Origin of the sequence: Actinomyces haliotis, assembly GCF_015355765.1 — a bacterium.
In the GTDB taxonomy this organism is placed as follows: Bacteria; Actinomycetota; Actinomycetes; order Actinomycetales; family Actinomycetaceae; genus Actinomyces; species Actinomyces haliotis.
Window position 1 is genome coordinate 66,197 of record NZ_JACWNA010000018.1, and the last position, 20,843, is coordinate 87,039.

General features: G+C 72.3%; 15 protein-coding genes and 1 pseudogene. 9 read left to right on the forward strand and 7 right to left on the reverse strand.

The window, feature by feature from the left end; all coding sequences use genetic code 11:
• Nucleotides 1-5 precede the first annotated feature (5 nt).
• The 4 genes from fni to mvk are packed head-to-tail and all read right to left on the reverse strand — an operon-like array spanning nt 6 to nt 4,232.
• Nucleotides 6-1,130, reverse strand: coding sequence for a type 2 isopentenyl-diphosphate Delta-isomerase (fni, locus tag IXW69_RS08660; RefSeq protein ID WP_194785939.1), 1,125 nt, complete (start codon nt 1,128-1,130; stop codon nt 6-8).
• Entirely contained in the window at nt 1,127-2,257 is a 1,131-nt protein-coding gene (locus IXW69_RS08665; RefSeq protein WP_323745251.1) for a phosphomevalonate kinase, read from the reverse strand. The genes fni and IXW69_RS08665 overlap by 4 nt, the downstream gene beginning before the upstream one ends.
• A complete protein-coding gene (gene mvaD, locus IXW69_RS08670) occupies nt 2,254-3,276 on the reverse strand; it encodes a diphosphomevalonate decarboxylase (protein ID WP_323745252.1) in 1,023 nt (340 codons plus the stop codon). The genes IXW69_RS08665 and mvaD overlap by 4 nt, the downstream gene beginning before the upstream one ends.
• Entirely contained in the window at nt 3,273-4,232 is a 960-nt protein-coding gene (gene mvk, locus IXW69_RS08675; protein ID WP_194785940.1) for a mevalonate kinase, read from the reverse strand. Before mvk ends, mvaD begins: the two co-directional genes overlap by 4 nt.
• A gap of 231 nt (nt 4,233-4,463) precedes the next feature.
• On the opposite strand from mvk, the gene IXW69_RS08680 reads away from it, so the two are divergent.
• On the forward strand, nt 4,464-5,078 hold the full coding sequence (locus IXW69_RS08680; RefSeq protein WP_323745253.1) for an STM3941 family protein: 615 nt from the start codon (nt 4,464-4,466) through the stop codon (nt 5,076-5,078).
• A gap of 43 nt (nt 5,079-5,121) precedes the next feature.
• Here the strand turns inward: IXW69_RS08680 and IXW69_RS08685 are convergent, their stop codons facing one another.
• Nucleotides 5,122-5,877, reverse strand: coding sequence for an SDR family NAD(P)-dependent oxidoreductase (locus IXW69_RS08685; RefSeq protein ID WP_323745254.1), 756 nt, complete (start codon nt 5,875-5,877; stop codon nt 5,122-5,124).
• Between the two features lie 66 nt (nt 5,878-5,943).
• On the opposite strand from IXW69_RS08685, the gene IXW69_RS08690 reads away from it, so the two are divergent.
• On the forward strand, nt 5,944-7,791 hold the full coding sequence (locus tag IXW69_RS08690; RefSeq protein WP_194785942.1) for a proline--tRNA ligase: 1,848 nt from the start codon (nt 5,944-5,946) through the stop codon (nt 7,789-7,791).
• A gap of 116 nt (nt 7,792-7,907) precedes the next feature.
• Here IXW69_RS08690 and IXW69_RS08695 read toward each other — a convergent pair whose 3' ends face one another.
• A complete protein-coding gene (locus IXW69_RS08695) occupies nt 7,908-9,044 on the reverse strand; it encodes a DUF4439 domain-containing protein (RefSeq protein WP_194785943.1) in 1,137 nt (378 codons plus the stop codon).
• A 67-nt stretch (nt 9,045-9,111) separates the two neighbouring features.
• On the opposite strand from IXW69_RS08695, the gene IXW69_RS08700 reads away from it, so the two are divergent.
• From IXW69_RS08700 to infB, 4 genes are all read left to right on the forward strand, one after another.
• On the forward strand, nt 9,112-9,582 hold the full coding sequence (locus tag IXW69_RS08700) for a ribosome maturation factor RimP (protein ID WP_194785944.1): 471 nt from the start codon (nt 9,112-9,114) through the stop codon (nt 9,580-9,582).
• A gap of 115 nt (nt 9,583-9,697) precedes the next feature.
• Complete coding sequence (gene nusA / locus IXW69_RS08705) at nt 9,698-10,744, forward strand: transcription termination factor NusA (RefSeq protein WP_194785945.1); 1,047 nt, start codon at nt 9,698-9,700, stop codon at nt 10,742-10,744.
• Nucleotides 10,745-10,881: 137 nt separating this feature from the next.
• On the forward strand, nt 10,882-11,160 hold the full coding sequence (locus IXW69_RS08710; RefSeq protein WP_194785946.1) for a YlxR family protein: 279 nt from the start codon (nt 10,882-10,884) through the stop codon (nt 11,158-11,160).
• 147 nt (nt 11,161-11,307) lie between these two features.
• Nucleotides 11,308-14,205: a translation initiation factor IF-2 gene (infB, locus tag IXW69_RS08715; protein WP_194785947.1), complete on the forward strand. Its 2,898-nt coding sequence runs from the start codon at nt 11,308-11,310 to the stop codon at nt 14,203-14,205.
• A 285-nt stretch (nt 14,206-14,490) separates the two neighbouring features.
• Here the strand turns inward: infB and IXW69_RS08720 are convergent, their stop codons facing one another.
• Complete coding sequence (locus tag IXW69_RS08720; protein ID WP_323745255.1) at nt 14,491-16,065, reverse strand: molybdopterin-dependent oxidoreductase; 1,575 nt, start codon at nt 16,063-16,065, stop codon at nt 14,491-14,493.
• A gap of 436 nt (nt 16,066-16,501) precedes the next feature.
• Here IXW69_RS08720 and IXW69_RS08725 point away from each other — a divergent pair, with 436 nt between their 5' ends.
• The 3 genes and pseudogenes from IXW69_RS08725 to IXW69_RS08735 all read left to right on the forward strand — a co-directional run.
• Complete coding sequence (locus IXW69_RS08725; RefSeq protein WP_194785948.1) at nt 16,502-18,844, forward strand: nitric-oxide reductase large subunit; 2,343 nt, start codon at nt 16,502-16,504, stop codon at nt 18,842-18,844.
• Nucleotides 18,844-19,788: a hypothetical protein gene (locus IXW69_RS08730; RefSeq protein ID WP_194785949.1), complete on the forward strand. Its 945-nt coding sequence runs from the start codon at nt 18,844-18,846 to the stop codon at nt 19,786-19,788. Before IXW69_RS08725 ends, IXW69_RS08730 begins: the two co-directional genes overlap by 1 nt.
• A pseudogene (locus IXW69_RS08735) lies at nt 19,785-20,582 on the forward strand (slipin family protein); the annotation flags it as partial. The gene IXW69_RS08730 and the pseudogene IXW69_RS08735, both read left to right, overlap by 4 nt.
• Nucleotides 20,583-20,843 lie beyond the last annotated feature (261 nt).

Consider the following 20,843-nt stretch of genomic DNA (forward strand, 5'->3'; position numbering starts at 1 on the left):
CGCTCTCAGGCGCGCGAGCGCCGGGCGAGCCGCTCCAGGTCGATGTCGAGAAGGCGCGCCCGCTCCGCCGTCTCGCCCGTGATGAGGACGTCGGTGCGCTGCAGGCCCGGCACGTCCGAGGCGCCGACGAGCGCCATGAGAGAGCGCAGCTGACTCGTCCACGAGGCGAGCTCCGCCTCGAGGGCCTCCGGGCCTCCGCCGACCAGCGTGCGCAGGAAGTGCCCCGACGCACCGGCGGCGCAGGCGCCGAGCGAGAGCGCCCGGACGACGTCGAGCGGCGTGCGCACGCCGCCCGAGGCGAGGACCGGCACGTCGACGGCGTCGGGACCCGCGGCGGACTCGAGGAGGCTGAGGATCGCGGACTGGCCCCAGCCGGTGAGGTAGGAGAACTCCATCTCGGGGCGGCGCGAGTTCTCGATGGCGACGAAGTCGGTGCCTCCGTTGCCTGCGACGTCGACGGCGGCGACGCCGAGGCCGATGACCTCGTCCACGGTCCGCCGGGACAGCCCGAAGCCGACCTCCTTGACCACGACCGGGACGTCGACCGCCTCGACGATGGCCGCCACGGCGTCGGCCCAGGAGGAGAAGTCGCGGTCGCCCTCCGGCATGACGACCTCCTGGGCGACGTTGAGGTGGACCTGGAGGGCGTTGGCGTCGAGCATGTCGACGGCGCGGCTGGCGAGCTCGGGGGAGACGGTCGGCCCGACGTTCGCCAGGACGAAGGCCTCCGGAGCGTTCCGGCGGATGACGGAGAAGGTCTCGGCGAGGTCCGGGTCGCGCAGGGCGACGTGCTGGGAGCCGGTCGCGATGGCGATGCCGGCGCCGGCGGCGGCGCGCGCGAGGTCCGCGTTGATCGCGGCCGTCTTGGGCGTCCCGCCGGTCATGGCATTGATGTAGAGGGGCAGGCCCCAGGTGGCGCCGAGCACCTCGGTGCGCGTGTCGACCGTGTCGATGCAGGTGCCCGGCAGGGCGTGGTGCATGAAGGCGACGTCGTCGTAGCCGGTGCGGCGCTCCGGGTCGTGGAGGCCGACGGCGAGGGCGACGTGCTCGTCCTTGCGGTGGGCGTGCTGGGCGACGCTCGGCTGGGTCTGCTGGTGGGCCGCCTGCGGCTCGGCGGGCTGCTCGCTCATCGGTCCTCGGTCCTCGAGTCTCGGGTGTGGACGGCAAGGTCGAGGGGGACGACGCCAGCGGCCATCCATCCGGAGCGGATCGCGTGCTCCTCGACGTGCGGCGGGCACAGCGCGATGCCGCAGTCGCCGCCGCCGGCGCCCGAGGACTTCGCGGCGGCGCCGTGCTCCCGGGCGATCTCGACGAGGCTGCTCAGCAGGGGCGTCTCGATGGTGACGCCGGTCGAGGCGGCGAGCCCGGCGAGGAGCATCCGGTCCTCCTGGACACGGGCGGCGACGGCGTCGAGGTCACCGGACTCCATCGCTCTCACGAGGCCCGCGAGGCAGGCCTGGGAGCCCGCGAGGAACTCCTCGTAGTCGAGGGCAGCGGGAGCGGCCGCGTGGGCGCCGTGCTGGACGTCGGCGACGAGACCGGCGGTCGAGGCCGGGTCCCCGGTCCATCCGACGAGGAGGTCGACGCCGGCGGGGGGCTCGAGGCGCTCGATGCGCAGCCCCGGCCACTCGGCCAGGAGCATGTCGCCGACGCTGCGCTCGGCGCGCTCCTCGCGCATCCACGTCCGGTTGGGCGAGGAGTAGTCGACCCAGCCGGTGAAGGTCGAGGCGGCCAGGTCGCCTGCGGAGCCGATGGGCTCGACGGAGTCCGAGGCGAGCAGGCAGAGCTTGTAGACCTCCGTGTCGGTGAGGCGCAGCCCGTAGAAGGCGGCGACCGCGCGGACCGTCGCGACCGTGACCGCGGCGGAGGAGCCGAGGCCGAGCTTGCGGCCGGAGGCGTCGTCGAGCTGGGAGTCGACGTCGAGGTCGAAGAGGCGGAGCTCGCCGCCGCGCTCCCGGGCGAGCGACTCGACGAGGCGGATCGCGGAGAGGACGTAGTCGACCGGTGCGCCCTCGACGAGCGCGGTCCCGTCCTCGGGGCGGCGGCGCCATGAGCGGGGGCCCCCGGCGTACAGGCTGGAGGCGATCCGGCCCGAGCGACGACCGGGGTCGTGGACGGGGGAGACGGTGACCGTGATGAAGCGGTCAACGGCGACGAGGACGGCGCGGTGGCCGGGCTCGACGACGGCGTACTCGCCGGCCACGTAGAGCTTGCCCGGGGCGCGGCGCGAGACGGCGCCCAAGCCGTCCCCGCTCACTGGCCCACCTGCTCGTAGCGGACGCCGCCGCCGGGGCGGCGCACGCTCACGACGGCGCCGGCCAGGCGGTCGCGCAGCGCCGCGGCGACCTCCTCGGCGCGCGCTCCCGAGGTGATGACCTTGACGTTGGGGCCGGCGTCGATGGTGACCCAGGCGGGCAGGCCCTCCTCGCGCAGGGCGGTGACGGCGTGGATCGCCTCGACGGTGCCGGGAAGCCAGTAGACGATGGCGGGACGCGCTGCGACCATCGTCGCGTGCATACCCAGGGCGTTGCCCTCGGCGACGGCGCCCAGGCGGGGCAGGTCGCGGGCCTCGACGGCGGCGAGGGCCTCCTCGAGGTCGGCGGCCGAGGCCTCCACCCAGGCCGGGTAGAGCGGCGAGGTCGTCATGGTGGCCTGCATGGCCTTGGAGGAGGAGATCGACTTGCAACCGGTCTCCAGGGTGATGACGACCATGGCGAGGTCGATGTCGTCGGCGCCCGGGACGGCCTCGGCGTAGCTCGTCGCGTCGTCGGTACCCGCGTGCCAGAGCGCCAGGCCCCCGAAGACGGAGCGGGTCGCCGAGCCGGAGCCGCGGCGGGCGAGGCGGGACAGGTCGGCGTCGTCGAGCTCGAGACCGGCCGCGCGGGACGCGGCGGCGGCGAGGGCCGCGAAGCCGGCGGCTGAGGAGGCCAGGCCCGCGGCGAGCGGGACGGTCGAGACGGAGGAGACGGTGGCGCGCTCGGTGACGCCGGCGCGCTCGCGGACGAGGTCCATGAAGCGCACGACCCGGTCCCGGGCGGTGCCCCAGGGCACGGAGCCGTTGATGAGGACGACGTCCTCGCCGTCGGCCCCGCCGTCGAAGGCGACCGTGGTGCGGGTCCGGGTGCCGCCGAGCGTGAGCGACAGGCTCGACGTCGTCGGGACCTGGTTGGCCGGATCGGCCTTGCCCCAGTACTTGATGAGCGCGATGTTGGAGTTGGCGCTCGCCGTGGCCGTGGCGACGTGGTCGGTGACGACGGGGGAGGGGGACAGGGTCACTCGGAGGCCTCGCTCGTGCGCATCTGGTAGGTCCAGGTCTGGGCGGCGCCGGCGTCGAGGAGGGCGCAGCGGATCGCTTCGGCGTCGGTGTCGGTTGCGGCGAGCGCGATGACGCAGCCGCCCAGGCCGCCGCCGCTGAGCTTGGCGCCCAGGGCCCCGGCGTCGCGGGCCGCCTGGGTGAGCCCGTCGAGGACGGGCACGGAGATGCCGAGCTCGGCGAGCACGTCGTGGGCGTCGTCCATGGCGGCCCCGAGCGCGGCGGCGTCCCCGGCGTCGAGGGCGTCGATGGCCACCTGGGTGAGCTCGCCGAGGCGGTTGATCCGCGGGCCGATCGTGTCCGGGGCGGCCTCATAGCGTGCGCGCAGCTCGGCGACGGCGTCGCGCGTGGAGCCGTGGATCCCGGAGTCGGCGATGACGAGGGTGCCGCCGACGTGCTGCGAGAGCGCCCGCATCTCGCCGGACTGGAAGCGGATCGGGAGGTCGGAGGTGGTCGTGGCGGCGTCGAGCCCGGAGGGGCGCACGTGGGCGACCTGCTCGGCGAGGTTGGTGAGGGCCAGGACCTCGGTGTCCGTCGCCTCACGGTCGTAGGCGTCGAGCACGGCCCGGATGATCGCGCCGGCGGAGGCGGCCGAGGAGCCGAGCCCGCGCTCGTGCGGGAAGTCCGAGAAGGTCTCGATGGCGAAGCACTGGTCCAGCCCGCCGGTGAACTCGCGGGCGGCCTCGAAGGCGCGCACGACGGGGGCGAAGCGCGGCCCGGCCCCGGACAGGGGGCCGTCGTAGTCGAGGGAGCGGAGCGTCGAGGGGCCGTCGATCGGGGTGACCGAGGCGCGCATCTTGAGGTCGTGAAGAGGGAAGGCGACGGCGGCGTGGCCGTACACCACGGAGTGCTCGCCGATGAGGATGGTCTTGGCCCACGTTCGGCCGTGCCCGACCCGGGCGGCAGGATGCCGTTCCATACTGCCTTCCTGCTCGCCGGTGTCCCTGAGTGCTCCCCGAGACCCGGAAACCGCCGTCAGAGGGTGCAGTCGAGGGTAACGGGCCGTTCATCCGCGTGCAAGGCGGCGCACTCGTCCGGGAGGCTGCTGGGTGCGTGGCGACGTCGCCGTGCTCATGGGCGGCGGCCGACTCGTGCGCGAGCGGCGCGGGGGAGTCCTCCCCGCTCGCGTACCGGGATCGGCGGGCCCGCCGTGTGGCACGGTGTCCGCAAGTCCTCCCAGCCTGCCCCTGCTCAGCCCCTGCCGGGTCCCGCCTCCCTGCCGGCGCTCTCGCTGCCGCGCCGTCCCCTGCGCTCCGCCTTCCAGGTCCTCGGCTCCTTCGGCTTCGTCCTCGTCGGGGTGGTCCTCATCGCTCAGGGGAGCCTGTGGAGCATCCTCATCGGGAGCCTCGCCGTCGTGGTCTTCGGCTTCTTCGGGATCGTCGGGATCCGGCTGCTCGCCCGCCCCGCCCTCGCCGTCGACGACGCAGGGATCCACGACTCGACCTCCGGCCTGTCGATCGGCTTCATCCCCTGGGAGCAGGCCCTCGGCTTCCGCCCGACGTCGTACACCGTCGCCTCGGTGACCAATGACCTCGTCGCGGTGGTCTGGGCCGATGAGCGCTGGCCCTGGGCGCACATGGGACGCCTCGCCCTGCGCAGCAACCAGGCGAACCGGAGCCTCGGCGTCCCGCCCGCGCCGCTGAGCGCGGACCTGCTCAAGGTTGACGGGCCCACGCTCACCCTCGTGCTCCTCGAGCAGCGGCGCCTGCGCCGCCCCGAGCTGCCCGAGGCTCCGGGCATGCCCCCGACGGCCCCGCTCGCCTGAGCCCGCGGAGCCCCGAACCTCGCCGCGAACGGCCCCGCCGGTCTCACCAGGGCAGGACGCCGTAGCCGCCGTCCCCGTCGCCCTCACGTGTCCAGACGTGCCTGTAGAGCGCGCCGCTCGGCCCGTCGTCGGGCAGCGTCGCGAGGTGCACGATCGGCTCCGCGTCCCTCTCGACGGGCCGGATGCCACGGTGCGACGTGAGGTCCGTGTCCGTGAGGCCGGGGTTCGCCGCGTTGACCCTGATGGGCGTCTCGGCGAGCTCGCGCTCGTCCTGCGCCCTGAGCATGTTGACCGCCGCCTTCGACGAGGGGTACTGCGCGACGGGCTGGGTGCTGCTGATGGGGGAGGCGTCGCTCGTCGTGCAGGCCACGGAGCCGACCTCGGACGAGACGTTGACGATCCTCGCCGCCCGCGCTCGCCGCAGCAGGTGCAGGAACGCGTTCGTCACGCGCACGATCCCGAAGACGTTGGTCTCGTACACGGCGTGCATGTCGGCGAGGTCGGTCTCGCTCGGCAGGATGCGGGTACGCGTGGACGAGAAGATGCCGGCGTTGTTGACGAACGCGTCGAGACGGTCCGTGAGGCCGGCCACGAGCTCCGCGGCACGGGCCACGGAGGCGTCGTCCGAGACGTCGAGCTGGGCCGCCTGGGCGTTGATGCCCTGTTCGACGAGACCCGTCGCCGCGCCCCGGCCGCGCTCCAGGGCCCGCGTCCCGAGCAGGACCCGGTAACCGCGCGCCCCGAGCCGTCTGGCCGTCTCGAGGCCGATGCCCCGGTTCGCGCCGGTGAGGAGTGCCACGCCCCGTGTCATGGGGCGAGGCCGGACCGAGCGGGGCAGGTCCGCGCCGTCACGTAGGATCGGCGCGTGCTTGAGCGAATGTCCACCGCCTTCATCCGTACCCTCCGCGAGGACCCGGCCGACGCCGAGGTCGACAGCCACAAGCTGCTCGTCCGCGCCGCCTACATCCGCCGCACCGCGCCCGGCATCTACACCTGGCTGCCGCTGGGGCTGAACGTGCTGCGCAAGGTCGAGGGCATCGTCCGTGAGGAGATGAACCGCATGGGCGGCCAGGAGGTCCGCTTCCCGGCCCTCCTGCCGGCCGAGCCCTACAAGGCGACGGACCGCTGGGACGAGTACGGCCCGACGCTCTTCAAGCTCCAGGACCGCAAGGGCAACGACTACCTCCTCGCCCCGACGCACGAGGAGATGTTCACGCTCCTCGCCAAGGACATGTTCTCCTCGTACAAGGACCTGCCCGCCTCGATCTACCAGATCCAGACGAAGTACCGTGACGAGGCCCGCCCGCGCGCCGGCGTCATCCGCGGCCGCGAGTTCATCATGAAGGACTCCTACTCCTTCGACGTCGACGACGCCGGCCTCGAGGCCTCCTACCAGCGGCACCGGGACGCCTACGAGCGCATCTTCACCCGGATGGGCCTGGAGTACGTGCCCGTCAACGCCATGGCGGGCGCCATGGGCGGCTCCCACTCCGAGGAGTTCCTCCACCCCTCGCCCATCGGCGAGGACACCTTCGTGCGCTCCGACGGCGGCTTCGCGGCCAACGCCGAGGCGGTCACGACCGTCGCCCCGGAGCCGGTCGACGCCTCCGACGAGCCCGCCGCCCGCGTCGTCGACACCCCCGACGCCCCCACCATCGACTCGCTCGTCGACCTCCTCAACAACGAGTACCCGCGCGAGGACGGCCGGGCCTGGACCGCCGCCGACACGCTCAAGAACGTCGTCGTCGCCCTCACCCATCCGGACGGCTCCCGCGAGCTCCTCGTCGTCGGCCTCCCCGGTGACCGGGAGGTGGACATGAAGCGCCTCGAGGCGGCCGTCGCCCCTGCCGAGGTCGAGATGGCCGCCGACGCCGACTTCGAGAAGCACCCCGAGCTCGTCCGCGGCTACATCGGCCCCGCCGCCATCGGCCCCAACTCCGAGCTGCGCCGCGTCGAGAAGGGCGAGGACGGCAGCGAGGTCCTCACCGGCTCGGTCCGCTACCTCCTCGACCCGCGCGTCGTCGACGGCACCAGCTGGGTCACCGGCGCCAACGCCGTCAAGAAGCACGTCCTCCACCTCGTCAAGGGCCGCGACTTCGAGGCCGACGGCACCGTCGAGGCCGCCGAGGTCCGCGAGGGCGACCCCGCCCCCGACGGCTCCGGTCCGCTCCGGCTGGCCCGCGGCATCGAGATCGGGCACATCTTCGCCCTCGGTCGCAAGTACGCCGAGGCCCTCGGCTTCACCGTCCTCGACGAGAACGGCAAGGCCCGCGTCGTCACGATGGGCTCCTACGGAATCGGCGTGACCCGCGCGCTCGCGGCCCTCGCCGAGGAGTACCACGACGAGCACGGCCTGGCGTGGCCGATCCAGGTGGCGCCCTTCCACGTCCAGGTCCTCGCGACCGGTAAGGACGAGGCCGTCTTCGAGGCGGCAAGGGCCCTGGCCGGCCAGCTCGACGAGGTCGGCTACGAGGTCCTCTACGACGACCGCCGCAAGGTCTCCGCGGGCGTCAAGTTCGCCGACTCCGAGCTGCTCGGCGTGCCCTTCACGGTCGTCGTCGGCCGCGACCTCGCCAAGGAGGGCACGATCGAGATCCGCGACCGCCGCTCCGGCGAGCGCCGCAGCGTGCCCGTCGACGACGGCGCCGCGGAGGTCTCCGCGGCCGTCGAGGAGGCCCTCGCGGCCGCCCCGACCGCCGACGACGTGGCCTGAGCCCTCAGGCGGTCGCGACACGCAGCACGGCGCCCGCGCTCCGGCAGTGACTCACTGATCGGGGCGCGGGCGTCGTCGCGCTCCCGGTGCGCTGCCGCCCCGCGCGCTCCCTGCGGTCAGTGCGAGGGGGAGGCCGCCGGCGCCGGTGCGCTGGACGCCGTCGTTGCTGTCGGGGACGCCGTCCCTGTCGCGGACGCCGTCGCGCCGTCCGTCCAACCTGGCAGCGCGGGGGTGCTCGCGCCCCACGCCGCGGCGCGCTCCGCGGCGTCGACCGCCGCGTCGAGCGCCGTCTCACGGGCCTTGCCGGAGTCCGACCCGATCCCCGCGACCTCGGCGTCGACGACGTCGGTCCAGGCCTGGCGCGCCCACGTGACGTCGGCGCTCGCACCATCGACCGCGGCGGGCCCGGCGTAGGCGGCCAGGCGCGTGTCCGCGCCGCCGAGGGCCACCGATGCGGTGACCACGTCGCCGGCCGCCTTCGAGTCGGCGACGGCGCGCGTGCGGTCGTCACCCGACGTCCGCGCGGCGACCTCCTCCATGGCGTAGCGGGCGGCGTCGTAGGTCAGGAGGCGCTCGCCCGAGAGCGCCTCGGTCATCGAGGACGCGTCACGGGGCGCGGCGACGACGGCCTTGTCGTGAGGAAAGAGGGCCGCCAGCGCGGCCGACCACGAGACCGTGATCGACGCGTACAGGGAGGCGGCGTCGGCGTCGGTCGCGGCCAGTGCCGCCTTGCGCGCCCGGCCCACGCCCTGCTCGAGGGCGTCCACGAGCTCGGCGGTCCCTGAGCCGACGCTCGCCGTGGCGACGGGCGTCGCCGTCGGGTATCCCTTCGGAGGGGCACTCGCCCAGGGCTCCCACACGCCCCCGAGGGCCTGGCCCTGCTCCTCGGCCGCCTTCGCGAGAGCAGCCGCCCGGCTCCGCACGTCGTCGTCCGCCGCGCCGCCGCCGTCCGCCACGGAGGAGGCCTCCGAGGAGATGAGGACCGCGTCCCTCGCGAGCGCCTCGCGCGTCGACTCCGCCTGGGACATCGTGGGCAGCGCGTCAGGGGCGCTCGACCCGACCCTGAGTGAGCAGCCGCCCGTCGCGACGAGAAGCGCCGCCAGCCCGATCGCCCCCGTCCGCCGTACGAGCTCGGCACGACGGCCGGCTCGCGCCTTCCCGCTCAGTGAACGAGGGCGGGGCTCCGCACCCTCGCGCGCTGCTGAGGCGGGGGCGGCGCCGGACTCGGGCTCCGTGCTGTCGAAGGGGTGCACGTCCCGATCCTCGCACGCCGGGTACCATGACCCCGACCGACCACGCCCACGACCGGGAGGAAGCCCCATGGCGAAGAACGCGAAGGCCGCGGACGCGCTCGAGAGCACGCTCACCGCCCTGCTCGCTCCCGTCGTCGAGGACGCCGGGGCTCACCTCGAGCGCGTCGAGACGACGCGCGCCGGGAAGTACTCGACGGTCCGCGCCGTCGTCGACCTCTCGGACGGCCCGGGCGACCTCGACCTCGACCCCCTCGGCGAGATCACCCAGGCCGTCTCCGACGCGCTGGACGAGGCCGACCCGGTCAAGGGCCAGTACACCCTCGAGGTCTCCACGCCCGGCGCCGAGCGCCCGCTCGCCACTCCGCGCGAGTTCCGCCGCGCCGTCGGCCACGACGCCGAGGTCACCACCGCCGACGGCACCGTCACCGGCACCGTCGAGGACGCGGGGGAGGACTCCTTCACGCTCGTCGTCGACGGCGAGCCGCGCACCGTCGCCGTCGCCGACGTCGAGAGCGCGCGGATGGTCGTCGTCCTCTGACCCGCCGGCGCGCCCGACCACGACGGCGCGCCCCACCACCACCGACTCACGGGCCGTCACGCACGGTCCGGCGGGCCCCACCGCCCGCCCACCTCACCGGAGGAGAGAGGAACCCATGGACATCAACATGCCGGAGCTGCGAGGCGCCGCGAGCGAGCTGGGCATCGACCTGGACGCCCTCCTGCCCGCCATCGAGGACGCCATCCTCGGCGCCTACTCGAAGATCCCCGGCGCCATCCGGGGTGCCCACGTCGAGATCGACCGCAAGTCGGGCCACATGACGGTTCTCGCGCCCGAGGTCGACGACGACGACCAGCCCACCGGCGAGTACTTCGACGACACCCCGGACGACTTCGGCCGCATCGCCCAGGCCACCGCCCGCTCCGTCATCGTCCAGCGCATCCAGGACCGCCGCGACTTCGAGGTCCTCGGCACCTTCAAGGACAAGACCGGCGAGCTCATCTCCGGCACCGTCCAGCAGGGCCGTGACCCCCGCATCGTCTACGTGAGCCTCGACGAGGAGCACGAGGGCATCATGCCGCCGCACGAGCAGGTTCCCGGCGAGCGCTACCGTCACGGCGACCGCGTCCGCGCCTTCGTCATCGAGATCTCCCGCGGCCTCAAGGGCGCCCAGATCATCCTCTCGCGCACCCACCCCGGTCTGGTCAAGAAGCTCTTCGAGCGCGAGGTCCCCGAGATCGCCTCCGGCGACGTCGAGATCGTCTCCATCGCGCGCGAGGCCGGGCACCGCACCAAGATGGCCGTCCGCTCGCGCCAGCGCGGCGTCAACGCGAAGGGCGCCTGCATCGGCCCGATGGGTCAGCGCGTCCGCGCGGTCATGGCCGAGCTCGGCGGCGAGAAGATCGACATCGTCGACTACTCCGACGAGCCGGCGCGCTTCGTCGCCAACGCGCTGTCCCCGGCCCGCGTCTCCTCCGTGACGATCCTCGACGCCGAGGAGAAGGTCGCCCGCGCCGTCGTGCCGGACTTCCAGCTCTCCCTCGCCATCGGCAAGGAGGGGCAGAACGCCCGCCTCGCCGCGCGGCTGACCGGCTGGAAGATCGATATCCACGCCGACGCCGAGTCCGGCGAGGTCGCCCCCGGGCGCGGCTCCCGCGCCGACGACGTGACAGGTCCCTCAGACCTCGGCCAGGAGGCCTGAGCAGCGTCTCGGCTAGACTCTGACAGGACCCTCGTAGGTCCGGCGTCCCTCCGGACGCCCGGCGCGCCCAGGCGCGCCTGGCGCAGGAGCAGCCGGACCGCGCGGTGGACGAGCAGCGAGCGGAAGGACACGGCCGGGTGGCAACCACCTCACACGTGCCCGAGCGCACCTGCGTCGGCTGCCGCGGCAGGGCGCCACGGGCGCAGCTGCTGCGCCTGGTAGTGACGCGGGGCGGCGCGCTCACCGTCGACGCCCGGGCAGTCGAGCCCGGACGCGGCGCCTGGATCCACGCGGATCCCGAGTGCCTCGCCCTCGCCGAGCGCAGGAACGCCTTCGGGCGCGCCCTGCGCGTGAGCGGATCGCCGGATGCGACCCCCGTGAGGCAGTGGCTCGACCGCGAGACGGGCGGGTCATGACCCCACGACACCGGCCCCTGACGGGGCCGGCACGACCGATTAAGAAGGCGGGTAGGAAGCCGATGGGCACCCGATGAGTACCCAGCGATGAGCTGCCTCTACTAGCGCCCGTCCCTGTTCGGGGACGGGCAACCGGACAGGAGAAAAGTGGCAAAACCACGCGTTCACGAGCTCGCGAAGGAGCTCGACCCCTCTGGCAAGAAGATCACGTCCAAGGTGATTCTGGCCTGGCTCAAGGACCAGGGTGAGTTCGTCAAGGCGGCCTCCTCGGCCGTCGAGCCGCCCGTGGCCCGTCGTGTCCGCGAGCACTTCGGCTCGCAGGCCGGAGCCTCCGACGGCGGCGCCAAGTCCGCCGTCCCCAAGCCGTCCCCGGCGCCCAAGCCCAGCGCACCTGCGGCCCAGAAGCCGGCCGCGCCCGCGGCGCGGAAGCCTGCGGCCCCTACCGCTGCGAAGGTCGTCTCCGAGGCGCCCGCGGCTCCCAAGCCGTCCGCGAAGCCGGAGCAGCACCGCTCCGACGCGCCGACCCCCGGCCCGCGCGCTGCGAAGCCGGCGGCCGAGGCCCCGCGCGAGCGCCAGGAGCGCTCCGGCGCGCCGACGCCCGGTCCGCGCCGCTCGGCGCCGACCCCGGGCCCGCGTCCCGGCGTCCCGCGCCCGGGCAACAACCCCTTCGCCTCCTCGCAGGGCATGCCCCGTCCCGGCGGCAACCGACGTCAGGGTGGTCAGGGCGGCCCCCGTCCCGGTCAGGGCGGCCGCAACCGTGCCCCGCGCCCGGGCAACAACCCCTTCGCCTCCTCGCAGGGCATGCCCCGTCCCGGCGGCTCCGGCGGCCCGCGTCCGCAGGACGGCCCCCGTCCCGGCGCGCGCAACGGCGGTCCCCGTCCCGCCGGCGCCGGCAACGGCGGTCCTCGTCCGCAGGGCGGTCCCCGTCCCGGCGGTCCGCGCCCGAACCCCGGCATGATGCCGGGCCACTCCTCCGTCGGTCGTCCAGGCGCCCCGTCGCGCGGCGGCCAGGGCGGTCGCGGCGGTCGTCCCGGCGGCGGCCGCGGCGGAGCCGGCGGCGGTCCTCGCGGCGGCGGCTTCGGCGGCCCCCGCGGCGGTCGCGGCGGACGCGGCTCCACCCAGGGCGCCTTCGGGCGCGGCGGCGGTCGTACCCGCGGGCGCAAGTCGAAGCGCGCGAAGCGGCAGGAGTTCGAGCAGCAGGGCGCGCCGTCGATCGGCGGCGTCATCGTCCCCCGCGGGGACGGGTCGACCCCCCTGCGCCTGCGCCAGGGCGCCACGCTCACGGACTTCGCTGAGAAGATCGGCGCGAACCCGGCGGCCCTCGTCACGGTGCTCTTCCACCTGGGCGAGATGGTCACGGCCACGCAGTCCGTCGACGAGGACACCTTCCAGCTCCTCGGCGCCGAGCTCGGCTACGAGATCCAGATGGTCTCCGCCGAGGACGAGGACCGCGAGCTCCTCGAGTCCTTCGACATCGACCTCAAGGCCGAGGAGGCCGAGTTCGACGACGAGGACCTGCTCCCGCGTCCCCCGGTCGTCACGGTCATGGGCCACGTCGACCACGGAAAGACCAAGCTCCTCGACGCGATCCGCTCCACGGACGTCGTCGCGGACGAGGCCGGCGGCATCACGCAGTCCATCGGCGCCTACCAGGTGCGCGTGCACCTGAACGACGAGGAGCGCCCGATCACCTTCATCGACACCCCCGGTCACGAGGCCTTCACGGCCATGCGTGCCCGCGGTGCCGAGGTCACGGACATCGCCATCCTCGTGGTCGCTGCCGATGACGGCGTCATGCCGCAGACGGTCGAGGCCCTCAACCACGCGCAGGCGGCCAACGTGCCGATCGTCGTCGCGGTCAACAAGATCGACAAGGAGGGCGCGAACCCGGAGAAGATCCGCGGTCAGCTCACCGAGTACGGTCTCGTGCCCGAGGAGTACGGCGGCGACACGATGTTCGTCGACATCTCCGCCAAGCAGCGTCAGAACATCGACGGGCTCCTCGAGGCCGTCCTGCTCACCGCCGACGCCGCCCTGGACCTGCGCGCCAACCCGAGCACGGACGCCCGAGGCGTCACTATCGAGGCCAAGCTCGACAAGGGCCGCGGCGCCGTCTCGACGATCCTCGTCGAGCGCGGCACGCTCCGCGTCGGGGACCCGATCGTCGCCGGGGCCGCCTACGGCCGCGTGCGCGCTATGTTCGACGAGCACGGCAACTCCCTGGAGGAGGCCGGTCCCGCGCGTCCGGCCCTCGTCCTGGGCCTGACGAACGTGCCGAGTGCGGGTGACTCCTTCATCGTCGCCCCCGACGACCGCACCGCCCGTCAGATCGCCGACAAGCGCGAGGCCGCCGAGCGCGCCGCCATGCTGGCCAAGCGCCGCAAGCGCGTCTCGCTCGAGAACCTCTCCGACGTCCTCAAGGAGGGCAAGGTCGACACCCTCAACCTCATCCTCAAGGGCGACAGCTCGGGTGCGGTCGAGGCGCTGGAGGACTCCCTGCTCAAGATCGACGTCGGCGAGGAGGTCGCCCTGCGCGTCATCCACCGCGGCGTCGGTGCGATTACGCAGAACGACGTCAACCTGGCCACGGTCGACTCCGCCGTCATCATCGGCTTCAACGTCCGTCCGGCCGAGCGGGTCACCGAGCTGGCGGACCGCGAGGGCGTGGACATGAAGTTCTACTCGGTCATCTACAACGCGATCGAGGACGTCGAGGCCTCCCTCAAGGGCATGCTCAAGCCGGTCTACGAGGAGGTCGAGCTCGGCACCGCCGAGATCCGACAGGTCTTCCACTCCTCGAAGTTCGGTTCGATCGCCGGCTCGCTGGTCCGTTCCGGCATCATCAAGCGCGGCACCAAGGCCCGCCTGGTGCGCGACGGCGTGGTCGTCAACGGCGACCTCACCATCGAGACGCTGCGCCGCGAGAAGGACGACGTCACCGAGGTCCGCGACGGCTACGAGTGCGGTATCAACCTGGGCTTCCGGGACATCGCCGAGGGCGACGTCATCGAGACCTGGGAGATGCGCGAGAAGCCGCGCGACTGATCGCGAGCGCGCCTGCCGGGACTCCCGGCTGAGCACGACGGCGGGGCCGACCACCCTCGGGTGGCCGGCCCCGCCGTCGTCGTGCCGGGCCCTCCCTGGTCGATCGTCAGATCGCTGCTCGGCCGTCTGACGCGCGGGAGTCCGACGGCCGACGGGTGCACAGACGGTCGACCACGCAGGGGTGGGGTGGGGATGCGTGACGGTCCAGGGACCTGGGCTGCGGGCACGACGAGGGGCGGGGCCACCGTGTGGTGGCCCCGCCCCAGCGGCGGTGTCCCGAGCGCGTCAGATGCGCGCGTCGACGTCCTGGTAGCCGGAGTCCTCGCGGGTGCCGCCCATGCCGTCGCCGACCTCGCGGTAGTCGCGGATCATCGTGACGGAGCGGACCCACTTGACCATCTTGTAGCCGTGGCCGGACTCGCAGCGCAGCCGGAGCGGGGCGCCGAACATGCCGGAGAGCGGCTCGTCGTTGCGGTTCCAGGCGAGGATCGTCTCATCCTCGAACGCGAGGTCGAGCGGCAGGCAGGTGTAGTACGGCTCGACGGGACGGCCGTCGTGCATGTGCTGCGCCTTGCCGAAGGACTCGAACATGACCCACTTGGCCTCGGGGTCGATCTCGCCGACCTGGGCGAGCAGGTCGCGCACCCGGATACCGGTCCACTTGGCGATGCCTGTCCAGCCCTGCATGCAGGTGTGCATGGTGATCTGGGACTGGGTCGCGATCTCACGCAGCTCGTCGAGGGAGAAGGAGGCCGGCTGGGAGACCATGCCGCCGACCTCGAGGCGGAAGTCCTTGAAGTCGTTGGCGGCGAGCTCGTGCCACTCCTCGGACTCGTCCATGGAGGGCGTTCGGGTGTTGATCCAGTGGAAGGGCGAGATGTCCTTCTCCGTCCAGACCTGCTTGCTGCGCTGGGTCGAGGAGAAGTGGTCGATCGTCAGCCTCTTGACCGGCCGGGTGGCGCCCCACAGGATCCGCTGGCTGCGGCGGAGGTCCGACAGCGTCCAGTAGGACTGGGCGATCCAGAAGGCGACGACGAGGGCGACGGTCACGAGGACGATCGCGAGGGCGGAGCCGGCCCTGGCCGGGTCGTAGTGGCCGTAGACGATGTGGGTGAGGTTGTGGTCGCGGTGGACGACGAAGACCAGGGTGATGTGGACGAGCGCGAAGCCGAGGTAGATGACCAGACCCAGGAAGTGCAGCGAGCGTGCCGTCTGGCGGTTGTGGAGCATCTTCGCGTACCAGGGGAAGCGGCCCATGACGGCGGGGGACAAGGCGGGGCCGGTGATCATCATGAGAGGCGCCGCGATGAAGATGATGGCGAAGTAGGCCAGCTGCTGCAGACCGTCGTAGGGGGTGAAGTCGCACAGGGACGGTGCCTGGAGGTGGAGGTAGGTCAGCAGCGAGTGCCAGGCGTCGGGGAAGATGCTCCAGCTCGTCGGGACGAGGCGACCCGCCATGCCGAAGGCGATGAGGCAGCCGACGTAGATGAAGCCGTTGAGCATCCACAGGGTCGTCGCGATGCCGTGCCACGCGCGGCCCAGGCCGATCTTGGCGTGACCGGGCAGGGCGATGAGGGGGGAGAGGTCGCGCTGGTCGTCGCGGGCCGTGAACGCGCCCTCCTCCCACGGGACCTTGTCCTTGGTGAAGCGGATCCACTCGGAGCCCGGGGTGCACTGGTCGTTGAAGTACAGGCGCGGGTGCGAGGCGAGGATCTCGATGCCGGAGCGGATGAGCATGCCCATGAGGATGAAGTTCACGAGGTGCGTGAAGCGGATCCACATGGGGAAGGTGTTCGTGTCGACGCACTGCTCCGCCGCGTCGGCCGCGGCCTGCGCGGCATGGATGAGAAGAGGGGACACCGTCGTTCCTTCGGGGTGAGGGATGGCTCGTTGGGGTCGTGAACCTGTGACAGTCCGAATTCTACTGATGGGCGCCGGTTAATTGTGGTGGTTCGTGCGGTCGGGCGCCGTGGTGGGTGGCGTGTGCGTGCATTCGATGCGCTCGGCAGGGTCGATTCGGGACAATGGTCCCAAGGTCGGTGCGTGCTCGGGGGTGGGTGCCGGTGACCGGACGTCGCCAGGTCGCCCCTGGTGGCTCTCAGGGGCGGGATGGCTGCGCCTCCCGTGCTTGAACGTGCCCATGGCGTGATTAGATACGGGGTGGGTCGGAGTAATTGTCGGTGCGGCGCCGCCGCTCGGCCCCCGGCCGCCGTGAGCCAGCGCTCACGGTCGAGACCATCGCGTTACCTTGGTCCCGACACCCCTGTCACGTCCCTTCCCACGGAGGTATCCCTCAATGTCAACCGTCGCTCAGACCGACGGGGCGCCGGGCCGCACCCAGCGCCTCATCGGGAAGGGCTGGATCCAGGCGGTCGCCCTCGTCATGCTCTTCGGCTTCACGGTCATGGGCATGCTCGCGTGGCGCACCTACTCGGACTCCATGCCCCAGCCCGAGAAGGTCGTCACAGAGTCGGGTGAGACCCTGTTCACCACCCAGGACATCACCGAGGGCCAGGAGATCTTCCAGGCCCGCGGCCTCATGGAGTACGGCACGATCGTCGGCCACGGCGGCTACCTCGGCCCGGACTTCACCGCCGAGTACCTCCGCATGGAGGCACTCTCCGTCGAGAAGCAGCTCGAGCAGTCCGGCGACGCCGACGCCGCCGAGAGCATGAAGATCATGCTCCGCACCAACCGCTACGACGAGTCCACCGGCACGCTCGTGTGGACTGATGAGCAGGTCGAGGCCTACAACCAGGCCGTCGAGTACTACACCAAGATGTTCGGCCCGGACGCCCAGAAGAACGGCCTCAAGCCCGACCTCATCACGGACCCGACCGAGGTGCAGCAGGTCACCGCCTTCTTCGGCTGGACCGCCTGGGCCTCCGCCGCGGACCGCCCCGGCAAGGACTACTCGTACACGAACAACTGGCCGGCCGAGCCGCTCGTGGGCAACTCGCCCACCGGCGACCTCATGATCTGGTCGGTCATCTCCCTCATCGTCCTCATCGGCGGCATCGGCATCATGTTCGCCATCTACGGCCGCTGGAGCGCGAAGATCGGCTGGCACTCGGAGGAGGCCCCGGCCCTGTCCTTCCGCCAGCCCGGTGAGATCGGCCTGACCAAGTCCCAGCGGGTCGTCGCCTGGTTCGTCTTCACCATCGCCGCCCTGTTCGTCGTCCAGACCCTCGTCGGGGCGCTGGCCGAGCACTACCGGGCCGACGTCCTCAGCTTCTTCGGCTTCGACATGGCCAAGTGGATCCCCTACTCGCTGGCGCGCACCTGGCACGTCCAGCTCTCGCTGTTCTGGACGGCCATCGGCCTGCTCGCCGCCGGCCTGTTCATGACGCCCTTCATCGCGCGCCGTGAGCCCAGGAAGCAGCACGTCCTCACGTGGGTCCTGCTCATCGCCGCCGCCGCCGTCGTCGTCCTGTCCTGCCTCGCCGAGGCGGCCTCCGAGCACGGCGTGTCCTGGGCCAAGGGGCCGATCTTCGCCCAGCAGTGGGAGTACCTCGACCTGCCGTTCCTCTTCCAGGTGCTGCTGACCGCTGCCATGTTCGTGTGGGTCTTCATCATCTGGCGCGCCATGCGCGGCCGGCTCAAGAACGAGCACGTCGCCAACATGCCGTGGCTCTTCATGTTCTCCGCGCTGGCCATCCCGGCCTTCTACGCGGTCGGCATGATGGCCCGCACCGACACGCACCTGTCCGTCGCCGAGTTCTGGCGCTTCTGGGTCGTCCACCTCTGGGTGGAGGACTTCCTCGAGCTCTTCACCACGGTCATGGTCGCGTACTTCTTCGTCCTCATGGGCGTCGTCCGTGAGAAGATCGCGCTCGGCATCATCTACATGGACATCATCCTGTACTCGGCCGGCGGCGTCATCGGCACGATGCACCACCTGTACTTCTCCGGCACCCCGGTGGAGAACATGGCCTTCGGCGCCTTCTTCTCCGCGGCGGAGGTCATCCCGCTGACCTTCCTCACCGTGGAGGCCTGGGCCTTCATGCAGCTCGGCGCCAACCGCCAGGGCAAGGAGGCCAAGCCCTTCCCGCACCGGTGGGCCGTCATGTACCTCGTGGCCGTCGGCTTCTGGAACTTCCTCGGCGCCGGCGTCTTCGGCTTCCTCGTCAACCTGCCCATCGTCTCCTACTACGAGATCGGCACGGCCCTGACGGCCAACCACGCGCACGCCTCCATGATGGGCGTCTACGGCTTCATGGCCCTCGGCCTGGGCATGTTCGCGCTGCGCTACCTCATCCCCGAGGACAAGTGGCCCGAGCGCCTCGCCAAGGTCTCCTTCTGGAGCCTCAACATCGGCCTCGCCTGGATGTGCTTCGCGACCCTGCTGCCGCTCGGCATCCTCCAGCTCAACGAGGCCGTCGGCACGGGCTACTTCGAGGCCCGCCAGCTCACCTACATCACGAACCACACGAACACGATCATCGAGTGGGGACGCATGCCGGGTGACCTCATCTTCATCCTCGGCGGCGCCCTGCCGTACCTCTACATCGCGTTCCTCGGCGTCAAGAACTGGCGCCACGGCCGCACGGTCGACACCTTCGCCGAGGACGCGCTCTACGAGGAGCTCGACACCACGCCCACGGCGTGGAAGGGCGAGCGCGCGGAGCTGAACGACTGATGTCGGTCCCCGACCTGAGCGTGTGGCTCGTCGCCGCCTACGCACTGGTCCTGCTGGGCGTTGCGTGGCTCGTGGATGTCCTCGGGTCGCGCAGCGCCCGGCGCTCGCTCAACTGGCGCCAGGCCGACTTCGTCTACCACGACGACGTCGACGGGTGGAAGTGCCACGAGGACCAGTGGCTCTGGCCCACGGCCTTCGACCCGGACAAGCGCGTCATCCGCTACGAGGGCGCTCACGCCATCTGCGGGCGCTGCCCGTCGAAGGACACGTGCTCGCCCACCCCTGGGCCCCGTGAGATCACCAAGCCGGTGGACCCCTGGCCCTACTCCGAGGCGGGCCGCTTCCACCGCGGCGTCGCCCTCGTCATCGCCACGGTCGGGTGCTTCCTGTGCCTCTCGCTCATGGTGCTGTTCCGGGGGGCGGCCGACCGAGTCCTCCTGGGCGCGACCTTCGCGCTCATGCTCGGCGGGACCTACCCGCTCGCCCGGCACCTGTGGAACACCCCCGACAACGCGCCGAAGCACCTCCCGCACGTCGGCTCCGCGGAGCACGTCGCCGCGGGCGCCGCCCGTCGGGCGGCCGTCGCGGGGCCCGTCCCCGTCACGATCGGTGGGCGCCCCAGCGGCTACCGCTCCGTGCGGGAGGCCGCCGAGCGCATCGCGCAGGCCCAGACCGAGGCCCGCTCCACCGGTCGGGCCGTCACGGTCTCCTTCCTGCACGACGCCGGTGCGGGCGCCGACCCGACGGCCGCGCCGGCCGCTGCCGTTGCCGCCGAGCCCGAGCTCGCGCACCTCGCCGCCGTCCGCTCCCGGAAGGGCCGCTTCACCGGCCTGTCAGGCGGGAGCGCCGACGGCGGGGCCGCCGAGGAGCCGCGGCGGTCATGGGCCTCGGCCTGGAACCCCGCCACCACCACGTCCACCTCCAACGAGGAGTCACTCTCATGACCATGTCCGTCGCGCTCATCATCGTGGTGATCGTGCTCATCATCCTGCTGCTCGTCTTCGGCCTGAAGATCGTCAGCCAGTACGAGCGGGGCATCGTCTTCCGGCTGGGCCGGCTCCGGCCGATCGCGCAGCCCGGGCTCCACTTCGTCATCCCTCTCTTCGAGCGGATGGAGCGCGTCGACACCCGTGTCGTCACGCTGACGATCCCGCCCCAGGAGGTCATCACCGAGGACAACGTGCCGGCGCGCGTCAACGCCGTCGTCCTGTTCAACGTCATCGACCCGGTCAAGGCCGTCATGGAGGTCGAGAACTACGCGATCGCGACCTCCCAGATCGCCCAGACGACCCTGCGCAGCGTCCTCGGCCGCGTCGACCTCGACACGGTGCTCGCCCACCGCAGCGCGCTCAACGCGGACCTGCGCGACATCATCGAGACGCAGACCGAGCCCTGGGGCGTCGAGGTGAGCGTCGTCGAGATCAAGGACGTCGAGATTCCCGAGCAGATGCAGCGCGCCATGGCCCGCGGTGCGGAGGCCGAGCGCGAGCGCCGTGCCAAGGTCATCAACGCCCACGGCGAGCTCCAGGCCTCCGAGGAGCTGCGCCAGGCGGCGGACACGCTCTCGAAGTCGCCCGCCTCGCTCCAGCTGCGCTACCTCCAGACGCTCCTGGAGCTGGGCGCCGACCAGAACTCGACGGTCGTCTTCCCGCTGCCGATGGACCTCATCGGCCCGCTCGTCAAGCGCTTCGTCGGCTCCGACGAGGCGGACGGCAGCGCCGAAGGCGCAGCCGCGCGTGCGGGGGAGGAGGGCTCGGCGTACGCGCCGTCGGCCGCCCAGCGCGACGCCGTGGCCGAGGCGGAGCGCCTCTCGCGTCCGTCGGCCCCGGCGGACCTGCGCAGCGTCCACGAGGCCGTCGAGGCGGCCGCCGCGGGGACGGTCGTCCCCGATGAGGAGCGCCCCGCCTACTGAGCAGCGTCGGCGTCGGCATCCCGCCCGTGCGGGTGCCGGCGCCGCGCCTCTCACGCGAGAGGGCCGCGGCACCTGCACGGTGCCGCG